The organism is Psittacicella hinzii (assembly GCF_003585935.1).
Classification (GTDB): domain Bacteria; phylum Pseudomonadota; class Gammaproteobacteria; order Enterobacterales; family Psittacicellaceae; genus Psittacicella; species Psittacicella hinzii.
The window spans coordinates 1-17,048 of record NZ_NRJG01000164.1 but is presented as its reverse complement, the minus strand read 5'-3'; the positions used below and the strand labels follow the sequence as shown (position 1 = coordinate 17,048).

The 17,048-nt window shown below is 33.0% G+C and carries 16 protein-coding genes; 9 read left to right on the top strand and 7 right to left on the bottom strand.

Going from position 1 to position 17,048, the window contains the following annotated elements; genetic code table 11:
• Positions 1-92 precede the first annotated feature (92 nt).
• From alr (CKF58_RS07475) to fur, 5 genes are all read left to right on the top strand, one after another.
• On the top strand, positions 93-1,172 hold the full coding sequence (gene alr, locus CKF58_RS07475) for an alanine racemase (RefSeq protein WP_119532533.1): 1,080 nt from the start codon (positions 93-95) through the stop codon (positions 1,170-1,172).
• 8 nt (positions 1,173-1,180) lie between these two features.
• Positions 1,181-2,215: an alanine racemase gene (gene alr, locus CKF58_RS07470; protein ID WP_119532531.1), complete on the top strand. Its 1,035-nt coding sequence runs from the start codon at positions 1,181-1,183 to the stop codon at positions 2,213-2,215.
• Between the two features lie 115 nt (positions 2,216-2,330).
• Positions 2,331-3,971: a glucose-6-phosphate isomerase gene (pgi, locus tag CKF58_RS07465; protein ID WP_119532529.1), complete on the top strand. Its 1,641-nt coding sequence runs from the start codon at positions 2,331-2,333 to the stop codon at positions 3,969-3,971.
• Between the two features lie 196 nt (positions 3,972-4,167).
• A complete protein-coding gene (gene fldA / locus CKF58_RS07460; RefSeq protein ID WP_119532527.1) occupies positions 4,168-4,680 on the top strand; it encodes a flavodoxin FldA in 513 nt (170 codons plus the stop codon).
• Between the two features lie 226 nt (positions 4,681-4,906).
• Positions 4,907-5,377 carry a ferric iron uptake transcriptional regulator gene (gene fur / locus CKF58_RS07455; RefSeq protein ID WP_245959248.1) on the top strand — a complete coding sequence of 157 codons (471 nt, stop codon included), beginning with the start codon at positions 4,907-4,909 and terminating at the stop codon, positions 5,375-5,377.
• 97 nt (positions 5,378-5,474) lie between these two features.
• On the opposite strand, the gene corA is transcribed toward fur, so the two are convergent.
• Complete coding sequence (gene corA / locus CKF58_RS07450; protein WP_119532525.1) at positions 5,475-6,425, bottom strand: magnesium/cobalt transporter CorA; 951 nt, start codon at positions 6,423-6,425, stop codon at positions 5,475-5,477.
• 217 nt (positions 6,426-6,642) lie between these two features.
• Between corA and efp the strand changes: the two genes are divergently transcribed.
• On the top strand, positions 6,643-7,209 hold the full coding sequence (gene efp, locus CKF58_RS07445) for an elongation factor P (RefSeq protein WP_119532523.1): 567 nt from the start codon (positions 6,643-6,645) through the stop codon (positions 7,207-7,209).
• A gap of 53 nt (positions 7,210-7,262) precedes the next feature.
• Here the strand turns inward: efp and CKF58_RS07440 are convergent, their stop codons facing one another.
• The 6 genes from CKF58_RS07440 to CKF58_RS07415 form a co-directional block, all read right to left on the bottom strand.
• Complete coding sequence (locus tag CKF58_RS07440; RefSeq protein WP_119532521.1) at positions 7,263-8,363, bottom strand: hypothetical protein; 1,101 nt, start codon at positions 8,361-8,363, stop codon at positions 7,263-7,265.
• The gene (locus CKF58_RS07435; RefSeq protein WP_119532519.1) at positions 8,350-8,571 is read right to left on the bottom strand and encodes a hypothetical protein; all 222 of its coding nucleotides are present in this window, start codon (positions 8,569-8,571) and stop codon (positions 8,350-8,352) included. The genes CKF58_RS07440 and CKF58_RS07435 overlap by 14 nt, the downstream gene beginning before the upstream one ends.
• Before the next feature lie 2 nt (positions 8,572-8,573).
• The gene (locus tag CKF58_RS07430; RefSeq protein WP_119532517.1) at positions 8,574-9,287 is read right to left on the bottom strand and encodes a pseudouridine synthase; all 714 of its coding nucleotides are present in this window, start codon (positions 9,285-9,287) and stop codon (positions 8,574-8,576) included.
• A 2-nt stretch (positions 9,288-9,289) separates the two neighbouring features.
• Positions 9,290-11,611 carry a ribonuclease R family protein gene (locus CKF58_RS07425; RefSeq protein ID WP_222987764.1) on the bottom strand — a complete coding sequence of 774 codons (2,322 nt, stop codon included), beginning with the start codon at positions 11,609-11,611 and terminating at the stop codon, positions 9,290-9,292.
• Positions 11,612-11,714: 103 nt separating this feature from the next.
• On the bottom strand, positions 11,715-12,176 hold the full coding sequence (locus CKF58_RS07420; RefSeq protein ID WP_119532513.1) for a hypothetical protein: 462 nt from the start codon (positions 12,174-12,176) through the stop codon (positions 11,715-11,717).
• A gap of 10 nt (positions 12,177-12,186) precedes the next feature.
• On the bottom strand, positions 12,187-14,214 hold the full coding sequence (locus tag CKF58_RS07415) for a hypothetical protein (RefSeq protein WP_119532511.1): 2,028 nt from the start codon (positions 14,212-14,214) through the stop codon (positions 12,187-12,189).
• A gap of 373 nt (positions 14,215-14,587) precedes the next feature.
• Between CKF58_RS07415 and CKF58_RS07410 the strand changes: the two genes are divergently transcribed.
• The 3 genes from CKF58_RS07410 (at position 14,588) to CKF58_RS07400 (ending at position 16,662) form a co-directional block, all read left to right on the top strand.
• Positions 14,588-15,235 (top strand): FecCD family ABC transporter permease, encoded by a 648-nt coding sequence (locus CKF58_RS07410; protein ID WP_119532509.1) that lies wholly within the window; start codon positions 14,588-14,590, stop codon positions 15,233-15,235.
• 106 nt (positions 15,236-15,341) lie between these two features.
• Entirely contained in the window at positions 15,342-15,794 is a 453-nt protein-coding gene (locus CKF58_RS07405) for a hypothetical protein (RefSeq protein ID WP_119532507.1), read from the top strand.
• Positions 15,784-16,662, top strand: a complete 879-nt coding sequence (locus CKF58_RS07400) for a nucleoside/nucleotide kinase family protein (RefSeq protein ID WP_119532505.1) — start codon at positions 15,784-15,786, stop codon at positions 16,660-16,662. The genes CKF58_RS07405 and CKF58_RS07400 overlap by 11 nt, the downstream gene beginning before the upstream one ends.
• Positions 16,663-17,048: the final 386 nt, after the last annotated feature.

The window sequence follows — 17,048 nt, the reverse complement described above, 5'->3', positions numbered from 1 at the left end:
TAGTGTGTATAAATACAGCTTAATACCATATTAAGCTGTACATTTTTAATTATCTTATACCTCCACTAGTAGATTTGGAGTTTAACCAGATAATGAAATACCCTAAAGCTATTATCGATACCCAAGCTTTAAATCATAATATAAAGCTGATTCGTAAATTAGCTCCTCATTCTAAAATTATTGCCGTGGTAAAAGCTAATGCTTATGGTCATGGTTTAATTGAAGTTTCACGTGCGATTTATAGTAACGTTGAAGGTATTGGGGTGGCTCGCATTGCCGAAGCTGAACGTTTACGTGATGCAGGGATTGAAAATAATATTCTTTTACTCGAAGGATTTTTAGGTGCTGTTGAACTATTTAAACTCAATGAGTTAAAACTATCAACAGCGGTTAATAGTTTTGAACAAGTCGAGTTAATCGAACGTTATAACGATAATTTACACAACTTAAATATTTGGATTAAGTTTAATACTGGGATGAACCGTTTAGGACTTGATCCTCAAGAAGTACTTGAAGTTAAAGCACGTTTAGCTAAACTATCTTGTGTGAAAGAAATAAACTTAATGACCCATTTAGCTAATGCTGATGATCTTACTAAAAATGACTATACGCATTATCAATTAAATAAATATAATGACGTGTCAGATAAACTGCAAATTGGTAGATCTATTAGTGCTTCATCAGGAGTATTATATTTCCCTGAAACTCGCACTGAATGGATACGTCCTGGTATTATTATGTACGGCATTAGTCCGAATAATACGCCGATTAAGGATCTTGGTTTTAAACCTGCCATGCATTTAGAGACGACAATTTTACAAATTGTAAAATTAAAAGCTGGACAAATTCTTGAAAATACTGATTTTCAAGCGTCTCAAGATACTTATATAGGCGTTATTGCCTTAGGTTACGGTGATGGTTATCCACATACAGCACCAGCTGGTACTCCGTTCTTAATTAATGGACGTTTAGTTGAGCTCGTAGGTAAAGTTGAAGTCGATACTATTTGCGTAAATTTAGGTCCAGAACTTGTTGATAAGGTCGGAGACAAAGTTACGGTATTCGGTAATGATCTGCCTGTTGAACAAGTAGCACAATATATAAACGTTATTAACTATGAAATGACAACAGCTCTAACAGCTCGCGTTAAACATGAATTTAAAATTAATTAGAGGAAAGTATGAAATATCCAAAAGCTGTTATTAATACTAATGCCATTGGGCATAACCTCAAAATTTTAAAATCCATTGAGCCATTTGCTAAGATTATTGTTAATGTGCAGGCAAATGCTTACGGACATGGTTTAGTCGAGTTTAGTCGTAATTTAGTTGGTCGTGCTGATGCTATTGGTTTAACACGTCTTGATGAAGCTGAAATTATTCGTGACGCTGGGATCAATACTGATATTGTGCTGCTTGAGGGGTTCGTTAATGTCGTTGAGCTGTTTAAAATTAACGATTTACATCTTTCTCCAGTTATTAATAGCTACGAGCAAATTCAATTACTCGAACAATATCATGAACACTTAAGTGCGATTAATCTTTGGGTAAAAGTTAATTCAGAAAAAAGTAACTTAGGCTTTGCTCAAAATGAGCTCGAAAGTGTTATTCAACGTTTAATTCGCATTAATGGTATCGGCTCAATTTCGGTGCTTTCAGACTATCCAACAAATTCTAATCCCAATAAAGTAGACCTTCATCGTTTTATTACTAAGAACGTGGTAAAAACTATTCATAATTTTACTTATAGTTCAACTACGACTTGGATAAAACCAGATTCGGCTGTATACGGTGTTAACCCAGACCATTGTGACTTATCTTCTTTAGGCTTAGTACCAGTAATGAATTTAGAAACCGTTCTTGTACAAGTGCATAAACGCCAAAAAGGAGATAAAATTGGTTACGGTAGTATATACACAGTAGAAAATGATACTTATGTAGGTGTCGTAGCTATGGGATATGGTGATGGTTTCCCACGGAATGCAAAAGTAAACACTCCTGTGCTGGTTAACGGACGGATTGTTCCTCTAGTCGGACGTGTATCAATGGATATGCTTACGGTTGACCTTGGTCCGGTATTACAAGATCATCCAGGTGATAAAGTTTATATTTTTGGAGATAAGCAGCCAGTTGAACAAGTAGCTCATCATCTAGGGATTAAAAATTTAACTTTACCCGCTTTACTCACCGAACGTGTAAAGCATGAATTCAATTAGGAAAAAATCTGTTGCCCCTATACCAAAATAATCGTTAATAGGCTATAATATGGGGGTATGAAATGACACTAAGGATTCATACAAGTTTAATTTTAATAATGAGGAATAGTACGTGATGAAAAACATTAATCCTACTACAACACCATCTTGGTTACAACTTGAACAATTAGCCAAAAATACCCCTCGTATTCAAGACTTATTTGCGCAAGATCCAGAGCGTTTTACGAAATATCATTTACAATTAGAAGATATTTTTGTTGATTACTCAAAAAATAATTTTGATGAGCAAATCTTAAAAAATCTTTTCAATTTAGCAAATGATGTAGATTTAAAAAGTGCTATTGAAGCGATGTTTAACGGCGATAAAATCAACTTCACCGAAAATCGTTCAGTATTGCACGTTGCCTTACGTAAACCAGCTGGAGAGAAACTAGTTGTTGATGGCGTTGATGTAGTAGAAAATGTACATAGCGTATTAAACCAAATGAAAGATTTTACTGAACAAGTACTTTCTGGTACTTGGGTTGGTTTTACTGGTAAGAAAATTACGGATGTAGTAAACATTGGTATCGGTGGTTCTGATTTAGGTCCATTAATGGTTACCGAAGCATTAAAACCATACAATCAAGGTTTAAATCTACACTTTGTATCAAACGTTGATGGTACTCATATTGTAGAAACACTGAAAAAATGTAATCCTGAAACAACTCTTTTCATCATTGCTTCTAAAACATTTACGACACAAGAAACAATGACGAATGCTCAAACTGCTAAAGAGTGGTTATTAAAAGCAGCAAACGGAGATATTTCAGCTATTGCTAAACACTTCGTGGCTTTATCTACTAACTTAAAAGCAGTTAATGAATTTGGTATTGATCCTAAATACGCATTTGAGTTTTGGGATTGGGTAGGTGGCCGTTACTCACTATGGTCAGCAATTGGTCTATCTATTAGTTTAGCTATTGGTTTTGATAATTTTAGACAACTATTAGATGGTGCTTATAGTGTTGATGAACACTTCAGATCTACACCGTTTGAGAAAAACATTCCAGTAGTATTAGCTTTAGTGGGTCTATGGAATACTAATTTCTTAGGTGCACAAACAGAAGCTATTCTTCCATACGATCAATATATGCATCGTTTTGCTGCATATTTCCAACAAGGTAATATGGAATCAAACGGTAAATACGTAGATCGTAATGGTAAAGTTGTAAATTATCAAACGGGTTCAATTATTTGGGGTGAGCCTGGTACAAATGGTCAACATGCGTTCTATCAATTAATTCACCAAGGTCGTGTATTAATTCCATGTGATTTCATTGCACCTGCTAAATCACACAATCCAATTGGTGATCACCATACCAAATTAATGTCTAATTTCTTTGCGCAAACTGAAGCTTTAGCGTTTGGTAAATCATACGAAACTGTAGTTGAAGAACTTAAAGCACAAGGTAAAAATGAGCAAGAAATTGCTGCATTAGCTCCGTTTAAAGTGTTTGAAGGTAATCGTCCTTCGAACTCATTGCTCTTAAAACAAGTTACACCTTATACTTTAGGTCAATTAATTGCAATTTACGAGCACAAAATCTTTACCCAAGGTGTTATTTTCAATATCTTCTCGTTTGATCAGTGGGGTGTAGAGTTAGGTAAACAACTAGCTAACAAAATTATCCCTGAATTAGAAAATAACGAGCAAGTTAGCTCACATGATAGTTCAACCAATGGTTTAATTAATCAATTTAAAGCTTGGAAATAAGCCTTATAAACTTTTAAAAACTATCTTTAAAAGGAGTACCAAAGTAATTTTTGGTACTCCTTTTTGCTTAAGATAAAAAATAGCATTTACAGCTTAAAAGTTGTATAATTAACACAGAAAAATTTAGACGTGCAAAGTGTCAGCTATACAAAGTTTATGTTTGTAAAGCGTATAAAACATATTAATATGAGGTTATATGTCTTTAATTGGTATTTTTTACGGTAGTGATACAGGTAATACAGAAAACCTAGCATTTATGCTATCGAACAAGTTTGGTAAAGAACTTACTGATGTTTATGATGTAGCTAAATGTACTCAAGCTGACGTAGAAAAATATAACATTCTATTGCTGGGTATTCCTACATGGTATTATGGTGAAGCTCAAGCAGATTGGGAAGACTTTTTTCCTACATTAAGACAAGTTGACTTTAACGAACGTGTAGTAGCTATTTTTGGTTGTGGTGATCAGGAAGACTACGCTGACTATTTCTGTGATGCAATGGGCGAGATTGCTAACATTGTAGAACAAAATGGTGGTGTTGTTATTGGATATACTTCTAAAGAAGGTTATACTTTCACCGAATCAAAAGCTCTAGTAGATGAGAATACACTCGTAGGTCTATGTATTGATGAAGATAGACAACCTGAACTAACAGAACAACGTGTTGATGCTTGGGTTGCACAATTAAAAGCTGATTTAGGCATTTAATTTAAGTTAATTTAAAGTATAATAATCATATAGACTTTAAATACTCATACACCTAATTTAATCTAGAATCAATCCTAAAACCATAAAAGTACAGTTTATTAATTTAGCATTATAAGTTTAATCATTGTAAGTTAAAAATATAATCAAGTTTATAAACTGATAGTATTAACTATATTTGCAATTAAGTTATAAACGTAATTGTAAATAAACTCTTAATGTGGCGACAATGGAAAGTTTAACTCTTGAGCAGACACATAATATGTTACGTAATGCGGGTTTAAAAATAACAGCACAACGCATTACTATTCTTAATATTATTGCTGAATCACCTGAAAGACATATTGGCGCTGAAGAGATTTACAAAGTTTTATCTGAGCGCAAACGTGATATTGGTTTAGCAACAGTTTACCGTGTTTTAAATCAATTTGAAGAAGCTGGTATTGTTGTTAAACACAATTTTGAAGGTACTCGTTTTGTTTTTGAATTAACAAATAAAGAAGATCACGATCATATTATTTGTACTGATTGTGGTAAAGTATTCGAATTTGTTGATGAAACAATTGAGAGTAAACAGCGTAAAATTATTGAAGATGTTGGTTTAAAACCTAAGCCACAATCTTTATACTTCTATGGCAGTTGCAAAAATAAAAGCACTTGTGAAAGTAATTTAGCAAATGCCCAAGACAAAGAAAAATGAAGAATAAAAAACAAGCTTGAGTAATTTAATACTCAAGCTGTTTTTATATATAAAAACAGCCGGTATGTAACCGGCATATTTTTTATTCACTCAAATGTTATAACCATTTTCGCCACTTGAAAATGCATAAACAGATGACTGCTGATAATATCATAAATACTATAGCGTACGGATAACCATACTTCCAATGCAATTCAGGCATGATTTCAAAGTTCATGCCATACATAGATGCTACTAAAGTTGGAGGTAAGAATATTACTGACATCACCGAGAACATTTTAATAATCCGGTTCTGTTCAATATTAATAAGACCCATCGAAGCATCCATTAAGAAGCTAATACGCGTAAATAATAGATCGTTGTTTGGTTTAATCGATTCAATATCACGGAAAATATCACGTGCTTGTTCAATTAGATCGTTAGGTAACCGTGTTTTACGTAGTAAAAAGCTTAAGGCACGATTGGTATCCATAATTGAAGTATTAATTTTTGACGTTAAGTCTTCGAAATAAGTTAATTCTTCAATCGCTACGTCTAGATCACTACCGTTGTTTGACAGGAGAATTTTACGTGTAAGTACCTCTAGACTTGCATAGGTATCTTCAATAAGATCGGCAATCTGCTCAATTTTAGTTTCAAAAATATCAAGTAATACTTCATAAGCATTACCTGTAGTTAATTTTTGATGTAATGAGCGTAATCTGTAAAGACGGAATGGAGTTAGTTCTCTAGTACGAATACTATATAGTTGCTCATTTTTAATTGTAAAAGCAACTGTTTCTAGATCTGCATACTCATCTTCATCTTCGTAAAAGAAGAACGAGTGAAGATGTAAACCATATTCATCTTCGAAAAATCTTGCTGAAGCTTCAATATCTTCAAGTTCTAATTTGGAGGCAAAGTTAATATTGAGTGTTTGTTCAATAAAATGACGATCATTTTCTGAAGCATCAATAAGGTCAATCCAAATAGCTTTTTCTAGACTGTCTTTATTAATACTTTCTTCACGTCTTAATTTAAGATCTTCTAGGAAGTATGAACTAATCATTTATATGCCCCTCCACGTTGCACATTATAGCACGGAAATGAACTATTTTATCGGATATTTACGTAGCTTTACTTTATTAAAAGCTCGGATTTAAATACAGCTTTAGCTCTTAAAAAAGGCGTAATTGCTTTAATCTTTTTTCTTGATTTATGCTAAAATATACAGGTCTTTCTAACGTTTGTATTAGAATCAAACTTCATTTTTATCCGGAGAAACAATGGCTGTTTTTTCTACATCAGATTTCAAACCAGGTCTTAAAGTTATTTACGAAGGTGAGCCATGTGCTATCGTTGAAAACGAATTCGTAAAACCTGGTAAAGGTCAAGCCTTTAACCGTACAAGATTAAAAAAATTAATTTCTGGTAAAGTTTTACAAGTAGTATTCAAATCAGGTGAAACTGTTGAAGCTGCTGACGTATTTGACGTAAACTTAACTTATTTATACAACGACGGTGAAGTTTACTACTTCATGAACGAAGAAACTTTTGAACAAATTGGTGCTTCACAAGAAGTTGTTGGTGATGCAATTAAATGGTTAAAAGACCAAGCAGTTTGTATTATCACTTTATGGAACGGTTCACCGATCGCTGTGCAACCACCTAACTTCGTTGAATTAAAAGTAGTTGACACTGATCCAGGTCTTAAAGGTGATACAGCTGGTACAGGCGGTAAACCAGCTACTTTAGAAACAGGTGCGGTTGTACGTGTACCTCTATTCATCCAAATCGATGAAGTTATTCGTGTAGATACTCGTTCTGCAGAATATATTGGTCGTGTTAAATAATATTTAATACATAAAAAGTCTCTAACTTAGATAGTTAGAGACCTTTTTTATCTTTAAAATTTAACACCAAAACCAGTTTGAACAAAATATGAACTTTGAGTTTTAGCATTATTGGTAGGGTTTTCTAGAATATGACTATAGTCGCTATAAATAAAGCCGTATTTTAAAACATCCATATTTATACCAGTGGTAATAATGCGAGTTTTATAGCTATTATTAGCTGCTAGAGCATTTCCTTGGATGGTTGTAGTAGCAGTATTTGTTTTGTTATCTACTTTATCGTAAATATAACGTGCATAGACCGTTAAGTATGATAACGGCTTAACTGCTAATGAATAAATTACCCCGTATTGGCTAGTTTTTACATTTGTACTTTCACTAAAGTTAGCTACACGTACATGAGATTTATAACCAACTACACCTAAGTTTACATAATCAGCATAAGAGTAATGTAAACCTAATGAGTAAGGGTGTGATTTATATCTTACAGCCTGCGCTACAATTTGTTTTTGGCTCGAATATAGAGACACTACTTTAAGCTTATTATTTTCGCTTAAATTAAACGTCCAGTTGATATTTCCAGCAATTTGACTATATGTACCATAATCAGCTTTGGCATTATGAACAAAGCTAAAACCGTAGTCATAGTAACGATTTTTAGTGCTCGTATATTTCCACATACCATGGTGATATACATCTTTAGATAAGAGTAAATAGTTCGTAGCACTAATACCAAATTTTTGTTGCCCTAAGAAGTAATCTTCTAAAATACCAGAAGTTTTACCAATTGAGGTTTGACCTAAATTTGGGCTTTTAATGAACACATAATACTGACTAGATGATAATTTACTATTTTTTCCTTTTGCTAAATTATCGTTCGTATCTAAAGTATAACGTAGTACGTATGTACCACCAATATAAGCTTTATTGATTTTATAATATGGCGTAATTGCTAGATAAGAATGACGGTAACCATCTTGGTTAGGAGTATATTCTTGATTAAAATCTAGCGCTGATAATTGTAAACGTCCATTTACATCTACAAATGCGTTTTCACTAGCGTTGAAAGTTGCAGCTTGTGCAGTAACTAATGAAGCCGCAACAATGCTTAATACACCATATTTACTAAATAATTTAAAACTATTTTTTTCCATGAGTACTATTAATTAAATCAGTTAATAGAGCATGATACTCTTCAAGTAAAGCTAGAGCACTATCTAAAAGTGATTTACGTTGTTCTAGATTTTCTAGAAGTCCGCTGTACTCTTGCGCTAATTGATCGAATCTTTGTGTAAATTCGGTATTTAATTCTGAATCTTGTTGCTGTGAAAATTCGCCAAAACTAATTTTCTTTTCAGTCATGCTTAACCTCTTATAAGTTTTTCAGCTTGAGCAACGGTTAATACTATCCATTCACCTTCGTCTAGATCTTCAGGCAAAGTATAACTACCTATTGCACTACGGTGAAGATTTTCTACTTTATTACCTAATGCCGCAAACATACGTTTAACTTGATGATAACGACCTTCAGTAATTGTTAAATACACTTGGTAAGGATCATCTGTTAACTCTAATTTGGCAGGTAAGGTAGGATCTTTCTCACTTTTTAGTAAAATACCTTGCGTGATTTCGTGCGCATAGTTATCTTCAACCGGATCAGCTAAGGTAACAAAGTACGTTTTGGGCACATGAGATTTAGGACTGGTTAATTTATGTGAAAATTGTCCGTCATTAGTTAACAGTAATAAACCTGTAGTATCAACGTCCAAACGTCCTATGCAATGAAATTTACGAAACTTTTCCGGTAATAAGGTAAAAACTGTGCGATGAACCCCGTCTTCATTAGCACATACAAAACCTTCTGGTTTATGTAAGACAATCACACTAGGTTCAACTTCTATTTCTAATGGTTCATTATCAATAGTTATTTCGATTTGCGTAGGATCAAATTTTTGTGATACTTGTTTTACTACTTCACCATTTACACAAATTAAACCATTACGCGCCAAAGTACTCACTTGTGAACGTGAGTAATGGCTATAATCGGAAATAATTTTATCTAAGCGTAGAAGTTTCATATCTATCCTTTAAATTTTTTCCTTTTATTACGCTTATAGCTTTTACCTTTATTACCGTATTTATCCCAGTAATTATTACTTTCGGCTTTACGATTAGCTTTGTTGCTATAGTATTCGTGTCCTAATTGTCCAGGGTAATAGAATTTATGTTCTAATTCAGTAACAGGTTTACGTTTATCAGAGGCTAAAATAAACTCTAATTTACGATCGTGTAAGGAAATACGATGAACAGTTATATGTAATCTTTGACGTATTTCTGCCGTTTCTTTTAATTTAGCTAAAGCTCGATTAGGAGTTGATGAGTTAAATGATAAGAAACCGTCGATTTGGTATTCTGGGATACGCACAAAAACACCATTTTTAGCAACTGTAGAAATAACTCCAATAAAATCCTTACCTAAGAATCTTTCCATAAAACGGCATTTGATCCAATCAAGAAAATCATAAGAAGCTTTTTCTACTTTATATTCTGTGCTTGAACAATCAAAGCATAACTTATCCATACGGTCGTAATCGTATACATAACCGCCTTGTTCCTGTATTGCTTGTTCATTTTTAGCAAAGATAATAGATTTAATTACACGATGTAATAATAAGTCTGGATAACGGCGAATCGGACTCGTAAATTGCGCATACTTGTCAAGTGCTAAACCAAAGTGTCCAGTAGAATTAACTTCGTATAGAGCACGAGGTAAAGATCTTAAAACTAAACTGTTTAGGAGATCTCGATCCTCAGTTAAATTATTAATTTTTTCTAATAGTTCATTATATTCATGTGAATCTGGATACGGAGAAATTTCATATCCATATTTATATAATGACTGATTTAAAGCTACTACACGCTCTAGAGGTGGTTGAGCATGGTTACGATTTGGTGCTAAAGCTGCATGATCATCAACAAATTTTGCCGCGGCTACGTTAGTGATAATCATTAATTCTTCGATTAGTTTATGAGCATCTTTACGCTCTAAGAAGTAAATTTCAGCAATTGAACCATCTGGATTAAACTTAAATTTAGGTTCACTTGTTTCAATTACTAAAGCACCACGTTTATCACGAGCTTTTAATAAAGCTTGATATAAACAGTTTAAATTACGAATATCGTTATTTAGCTCAGGAGTAGAATAACGTAAATCAGTATATTTAGAATCAATAATATCTTGCACTTGATTATAAGTAAAACGATTTTTACTAATAATACAAGCTTGATAAAAATCGTAAGTTTTGAGTTTACCTTTACGGTCAATAATCATTTCACAACATAAAGTAAATCTTTTTACGTGTGGATTAATTGAACATAAACCGTTAGATAACTCTTCTGGTAGCATTGGTACTACCTTGGTTGGGAAATAAATAGAAGTTGCACGTTTACATGCATTAGTGTTTAGCGCTGTATCTTCACGCACGTAGTAAGATACATCAGCAATTGCAACGTACAATTTCCAACCAGATCCATCGTTTAAAGGCTCACAATAAACAGCATCGTCAAAGTCACGAGCATCTTCACCGTCAATAGTAACAAAGTTAAGATGAGTTAAATCTTTACGTACTTGACGATCATATTCTGGGACATGATCTCCAAAACTGCGAGCTTGTTCTACAACAATATCTGGAAAGGTAGATTCTAAATTAAACTTTGCCAGAATCGAATTAATAGTATTTTCAATTTCTGATTCTGAATTGAAAAATCTTTCTAAAACAAAGTTATTTTTTACGACTTTAAAACCGCCTTGGGGTTTAAAACTAAGTTCACGAACTTGTTTAATAATACCTAAAAAACCTGGCTTTTTATCGTATTCTTCTTCAATTTTCTTTGAAGCAATAACATTAATTAAATTAATGTGATTTAGTGCTGGAACATAGGCTAAAAAATTCGTCGGAGCAAAAGTTTGTGTATTCTTACGAATATCACATACGACCTGATTTTCAGACATTTTCTTAAAAATGAATACATTATCAAGTTGGTCCGCACCGTATTGAACTATATCCGAGTAAAAAATATCACCATCTAGTAAATGTAAGCTATCTACAGTACCTGGATGGAAAAAGATATCTGTATCTTTTTTCTCTTTTTTGAAAAAATCATTTCTTTGTGCTTCTTCTTCGGTAATTTCAGAAGCAAATCCTGATCCAGCTTGCGTTACAGACATGCGAAACAGACGGCAACGCTTTTTACCAGGATATACATATAACCCAAATTGGGTTTCATAAATCCAGTTTAAATCGGTTAAAGCTTGATACACTTGTTCAGCACTGTACTGCTTAAAACCGCTAAACTGTTGGCTCAATGATAAATACAAATCATGCTGATTTCTAAATACCATCTGCTTAAAAAAGTCTTGAGTAGTTTTACTACTGATTAAATCATACAGCATATTAAAAAAGAAAAGCTAATCCCTGTAACGAGATTAGCTCTAATTAGAATACTTATCGAATTTCAGTACAGTTTTTAAAACCAGCTAACTCTTGTGCCCTTTTAACTCTTTCGCGATCATAATAATTACGAATAGGAGTTCCGGGTTTATGGGTTTGGTAGTTAACATCCGTATTTAAATCATACGTAAAATGTTTTAGAGTCTTAATACGATCGTAATAGATGCTTCGTACAGAAAACTTAGGATCTATTACTACATACATAGGATCATACACTTTCGCATGAGGATTATTAACAAAACTGTCGACAACCTCTTCATCTAAACAATTAGGATATCCTAGTTCCTCAATTAATTTATTGGTTAAAAGTTCTAGGCGATCTTTTTTGCGTAGAGGAAGATCTGCAATAATATCATCAATGTAATTAGTTGCTAGATCATGAGGATCAGGCACCATTGATTTTTTTGGACGATTGCGACGTTTTCGATTAGTTTTCTTGCTATCCGAATTCGACACTTTTGTTTTCTTATAGTTCTTCTAATAAATCCAGTAAATCATCTTCTGTTAAATGCTTACCATTATGTAGATAAGGCTTCAGAATAATATGACAACAAGTATCAGTCACATCATCTAATGAACTACCTTTAACTATATATTTTTTATAAAGTAGTGTATTGGTCTGTGCAACTACTTTATTTTTATTAAAGTTATTTGTAGTTTGACGATGAATAGTACCTTTACTAACGTCGGCTAAAGATTTATTAGATTGGTTATTAGGATCTAAAACATCATAATTACCATGAACATCACTACGTTGACGACGACTAAATCGCGATAGTCTACGTGAATAAAGTTTTGGAGATTCTTCAACATCTTGTTGTAATTGACTCTCCAATGAAGGTTTGAGACCTTGACGTTTAAATTCACTTGTAGTTTTGCTAGATGATAATTCTGTTTTAGCTGTTACACTAGCTGCTGAAGTTTGAGTATTTAAACTTGTCGTCTGCTCTAAACTCTCGAATGAATTTTTAGAAAGACTTTTATCAAGCAATTGAACATTATCAGCAACTAATTTTTCTTTATGCTTGGATATAGGTGTTAGATCTGAGTTTTTGGCAGCCTCATGCTTACCATTACCAAGATATAACTTAGGTCCAGCAGAGCGATTTTCGTTATCTTTTTGCTCAGCAGCTAATACATGAGTATTTAAATCTGAAGTCTGTTCTGCATTATTAGCAAGACTATTTTTAAGAAGCTCAATATTATCAGCAACTAATTTTTCTTTCTGCTTAGACATAGATGTTACATTTGAGTTTCTCGTAGCATGATGCTTACCGATACTCACATATAACTTCGATCCTGCAGCGCTATTGATATTATCTGTAATAGGAATGAAATTAGGATAACCTCTACTTTTATCTGATGATTTTATATGATTATCAGATTCTTTAGTGTCATTCAAAATTTCATTTACATTATCTATTTGAATATTATTTTCTAAACGAGGAACACGCTTAGCTACATAGAGTAAAGAATCGCATTTATCGTTATTTTCAGAAGTTACAGATGATTGAGAAAATTGAATTTTCTGAACCTCGGTAGCTTTCTGTTTGTCTAGTGAAGACGCCTTACGCTTTTTAGCGCGGCGTTGGTCTGTCATAATGCCTAAATCACTAGGTTCGACATTATGAATTGATGCATTATGGAAAGTAGTGTTATCGTCTGTACTATTTTTAGCAACTAAATTTAAATCATGGAATAATTTTTTAGTCTTTTTGTAAACTTCAACTGTTTGAGGGGGTAAAGAGTTAACAAATTCTCTTTCACGTCCATATGAAGTTTTATTATTTGTATATTCAGTATAAATAACGTTATCGGAACTTTGTGGTCTTACAAAATCACGAGTTAAAGGATAACGGTTATTTTTAATGCTATACGATTTAACATCTTCAATAAAAGAGTTTAAAAGAGAATCACGACCTTGATTAGACGATGATTTATTATTGCTTTTATTAGCACTATTAACACTAAGTGGGGTTGAGTTGTCTACTGTGCGAGTATTGCTTGATAACACTCTGTTTTTGTCATTCGTATTATCTAGAACTTTAGTAGTTGATATTAAATCACTATTAGAAGTATCTAAAGATAATTTGAAAACAGATGAAGTCTTTAAGTTTTTAGATTTTTCAACATTATGAAGATTCATTTTTACAGCTTCATCATAAGTTTTGAAATCTAAAAGTTCGTTATCACGCTTTTTCGTTTTCGCATTATTACTTACATTAACATCAACTTCTTTATCAGAAGTAGATTTACCGGCTTTAATCCGTTTAGCAATTTTGTTGAGATAGGCTAAAGTTTCTTCTACTTTACCTTTTTGATCAGTATAAGTAGAAGCACCAGAAGTACTTACATACTCTTGGTAAACTCCAACACCACCTACATTACCATAATCGCTACTTATAGATTGTTTGCGGTTGTTATTGTTAGTATTTTTAGAACCTTTTTTTTGGTACGACCCCTTTTTTCCATTTCGATTATTATTGGTAGTCAAATGCGTTTTTGCGTAAAATGATTAATAAAATTTTGTTAATCTTTATGACTAGTATTAATAAAATTAATGACATTCGCATAAAGATAACAAATACAGTGATTTGTTTTCAGTATATCAGATTTTTGTTACTTTAGCTAAAATTTTATTAGGATTTTCCTATAAAAGTCCTTAATCACACACTTTTAATATTACTATTTACATCTTGATAAAGTTTAATTACTTCAGACCGCAAAATCAAATCTTAATTTTATATCTTAGCTAATAATTTCAGTCTCTGCTATATGAAAAAACACGACTAAACTTTTAACTTAAGCTATAATTTTACACAATTCGAAATCACTCTAAAAACAGACCGATATATGTTCACTACATTATGAACAACTATACCAAAATAACTATATTAGGTAGTTTAGTTATAGTTTGTGCTATAGCTAACTTAATATGGTTTTATCCCATGAAAATTTCTCTGGGAAACTTATTTCATACATTATTGCAACCTAGTGATGATAGTCTCGAAAGCGTAATTGTTAATTCCATTCGTTTACCACGAATTTTAATGTGCATTTTATGTGGTAGCTGCTTAGGTGTTGCCGGTCTGCTAATGCAATCTGTTGTACGCAATCCAATAGCGTCTCCAACAATTCTTGGTATTAATTCCGGTTGTATTCTAGCAATGGTAATAATCTCTACCAATTCATTTGAACTTTTACAGCATGTGAATACTGTAGTTGGAGCTATGATTGGTGGCGCTGTATCTTGGTTAATCGTTATGCTTATCAGCTATGACCCAAATGGCTTTAATAAAAACAAGCTCATTTTATCAGGCATAACCACATCGCTACTCCTTATAAGTATTTCGCGTATTATTATCATCTTTAACGATGATAGAGCACTATCTATCCTTAATTGGATAGCGGGCTCATTTATAAATGTCCAATGGGATGCTGTTAAGAACACAGCATATATTGCTATTCCTAGCTTGTTTATCACCCTTACAATGAGTTATAAATTAAATTTATAAGAACAACCCCTAAAAAACACCACTTAACCTATTGATATATCGTATAAAAACACCATATACCTCATTTTTTAGAGGTCTACCAGAGGTCTACTTTTAAGAGACTATTATGATTATACGTTATATTTTAGATAAGAGAAAATTAGAACCTGTTTTAGAGTATTTAGCCCTAGAGATTGTTGACTTAACAGGTTTAAAATGGGATAGTTTAGACTACCAGAAACTGCGGACTTTATCTTGTCAACTGTTGTTTTTGTTAGAGCAAAATCACAAGCCAAGATATGATTATGAGATATCTTGTAACGGAGCAACTTATGAGGTTATTCCGAAAGCAAAGTTTTTCCGCGCAGGTTTATCCACGGAGATTGTAAACACTCTCTTGTTGGAGTTTTTGTTCAATAACAGAAGCTCTAAAACGTTGTCAGATTTAGTTAGAAGCGCCAGTACTAATAACAAGCCGATCAACTTCGAGGGCTTATGCATTGTTATAAATTTCTTAGTAGGGCAACACTGGCGTATTGGGCGCTGGTATCTTGAGGGGAGTAACGCTTATGACGATTAGATACTTGATTGTTGAGGGAATTGATAGTACAGGTAAGACTACGTTTGTGGAAAAGTTAGCTAAGCAGGCGTCAAAACACGTGGAAGTGCAGGTGATTAATGATTTACGCCCTAACAAGCGCGTATATTTCAATATGTGGCTAAATAGGTACGTAAAAGATGGTTTAATCCAAGAATTAGATCCAGTAAGCCAAGCGGCACTATTTGCAATTGCTGCTAAGCAAAACGATTTAAGGCTTCCGCATAGTTTAACTGGAAGAAAGTTATATATCATTGACAGGTCGGTTATAAGTAGCCTGTTGTATGCTGCTGGTTTGATTTATCTCAAAAATTACTATAATCAAGATCCTGGTTCAACTTTAGTGCAAGATTTATCAGATATTGCCAAGGCTAGATTGAACGACGATGATGTAGAATATGGTGAGCTTCATCGTACACTGCGCGTGCTTAGAACCACGTATTTGCAGAGAACGAGTGATGACACTATAAATCGGCTAGACGCTAGAGCTTTAGTGCTATGTCGTTGCCATGTATATGGAAGAGAGGAAAGTCCATCAGATATCTATGAGGATAAGCAATTACAACTGGTTGTTAAGGACTTATTCCGTTATTATCTTGATGGTCCAGAGCTTAAGGCAAGCCAAGGTTCTTCTTTTGAGAATGCTATATACTCAAGCTTTAGTAACCGCGTTTCTTATGACCTTGTAAAGGTGGATATACCATTCTTTACGATTGACGATGGGGATAAGTATGGGAGAGCAAAAATACCTGTAATTAGGTCGTATAATGCTGACTTAGATTTTGAAGTAGCTAAGTTTTTACACCTAATCCAGAACGAAGAGTTTTGGGCGAGTGAAGAATTAAATTAAAACCTTTTTTCCGTTTTTGTTAGCTTTCGTTAGTCTATTCATAGGCATAGGTAACCCTAGATTTTAAGATCTAGGGTTAATTTTTCATCTGTTTTACTTATATAGTTTTAAAACAATATAAGCAATTAAATTATTAAATATTGTTTTTAATAATTTAATTAAATAAATAAAAATAATTAATTAAAATTAATAATAATTAAATTTAATTTTATAATATTTTTGAACCAAGAGAATATCTAGGGTTGAGTTATTTTTAATATTTTTTAAATATGGTATAATAAATCTGTACGTACGAACTTCTAATACTTGGGAGCTAATTTCCGGTTAGCTCTTTTTACCTAACAAGAAAATAACCCCGTAATCTTAACGATTGCGGGGTTTAGTTG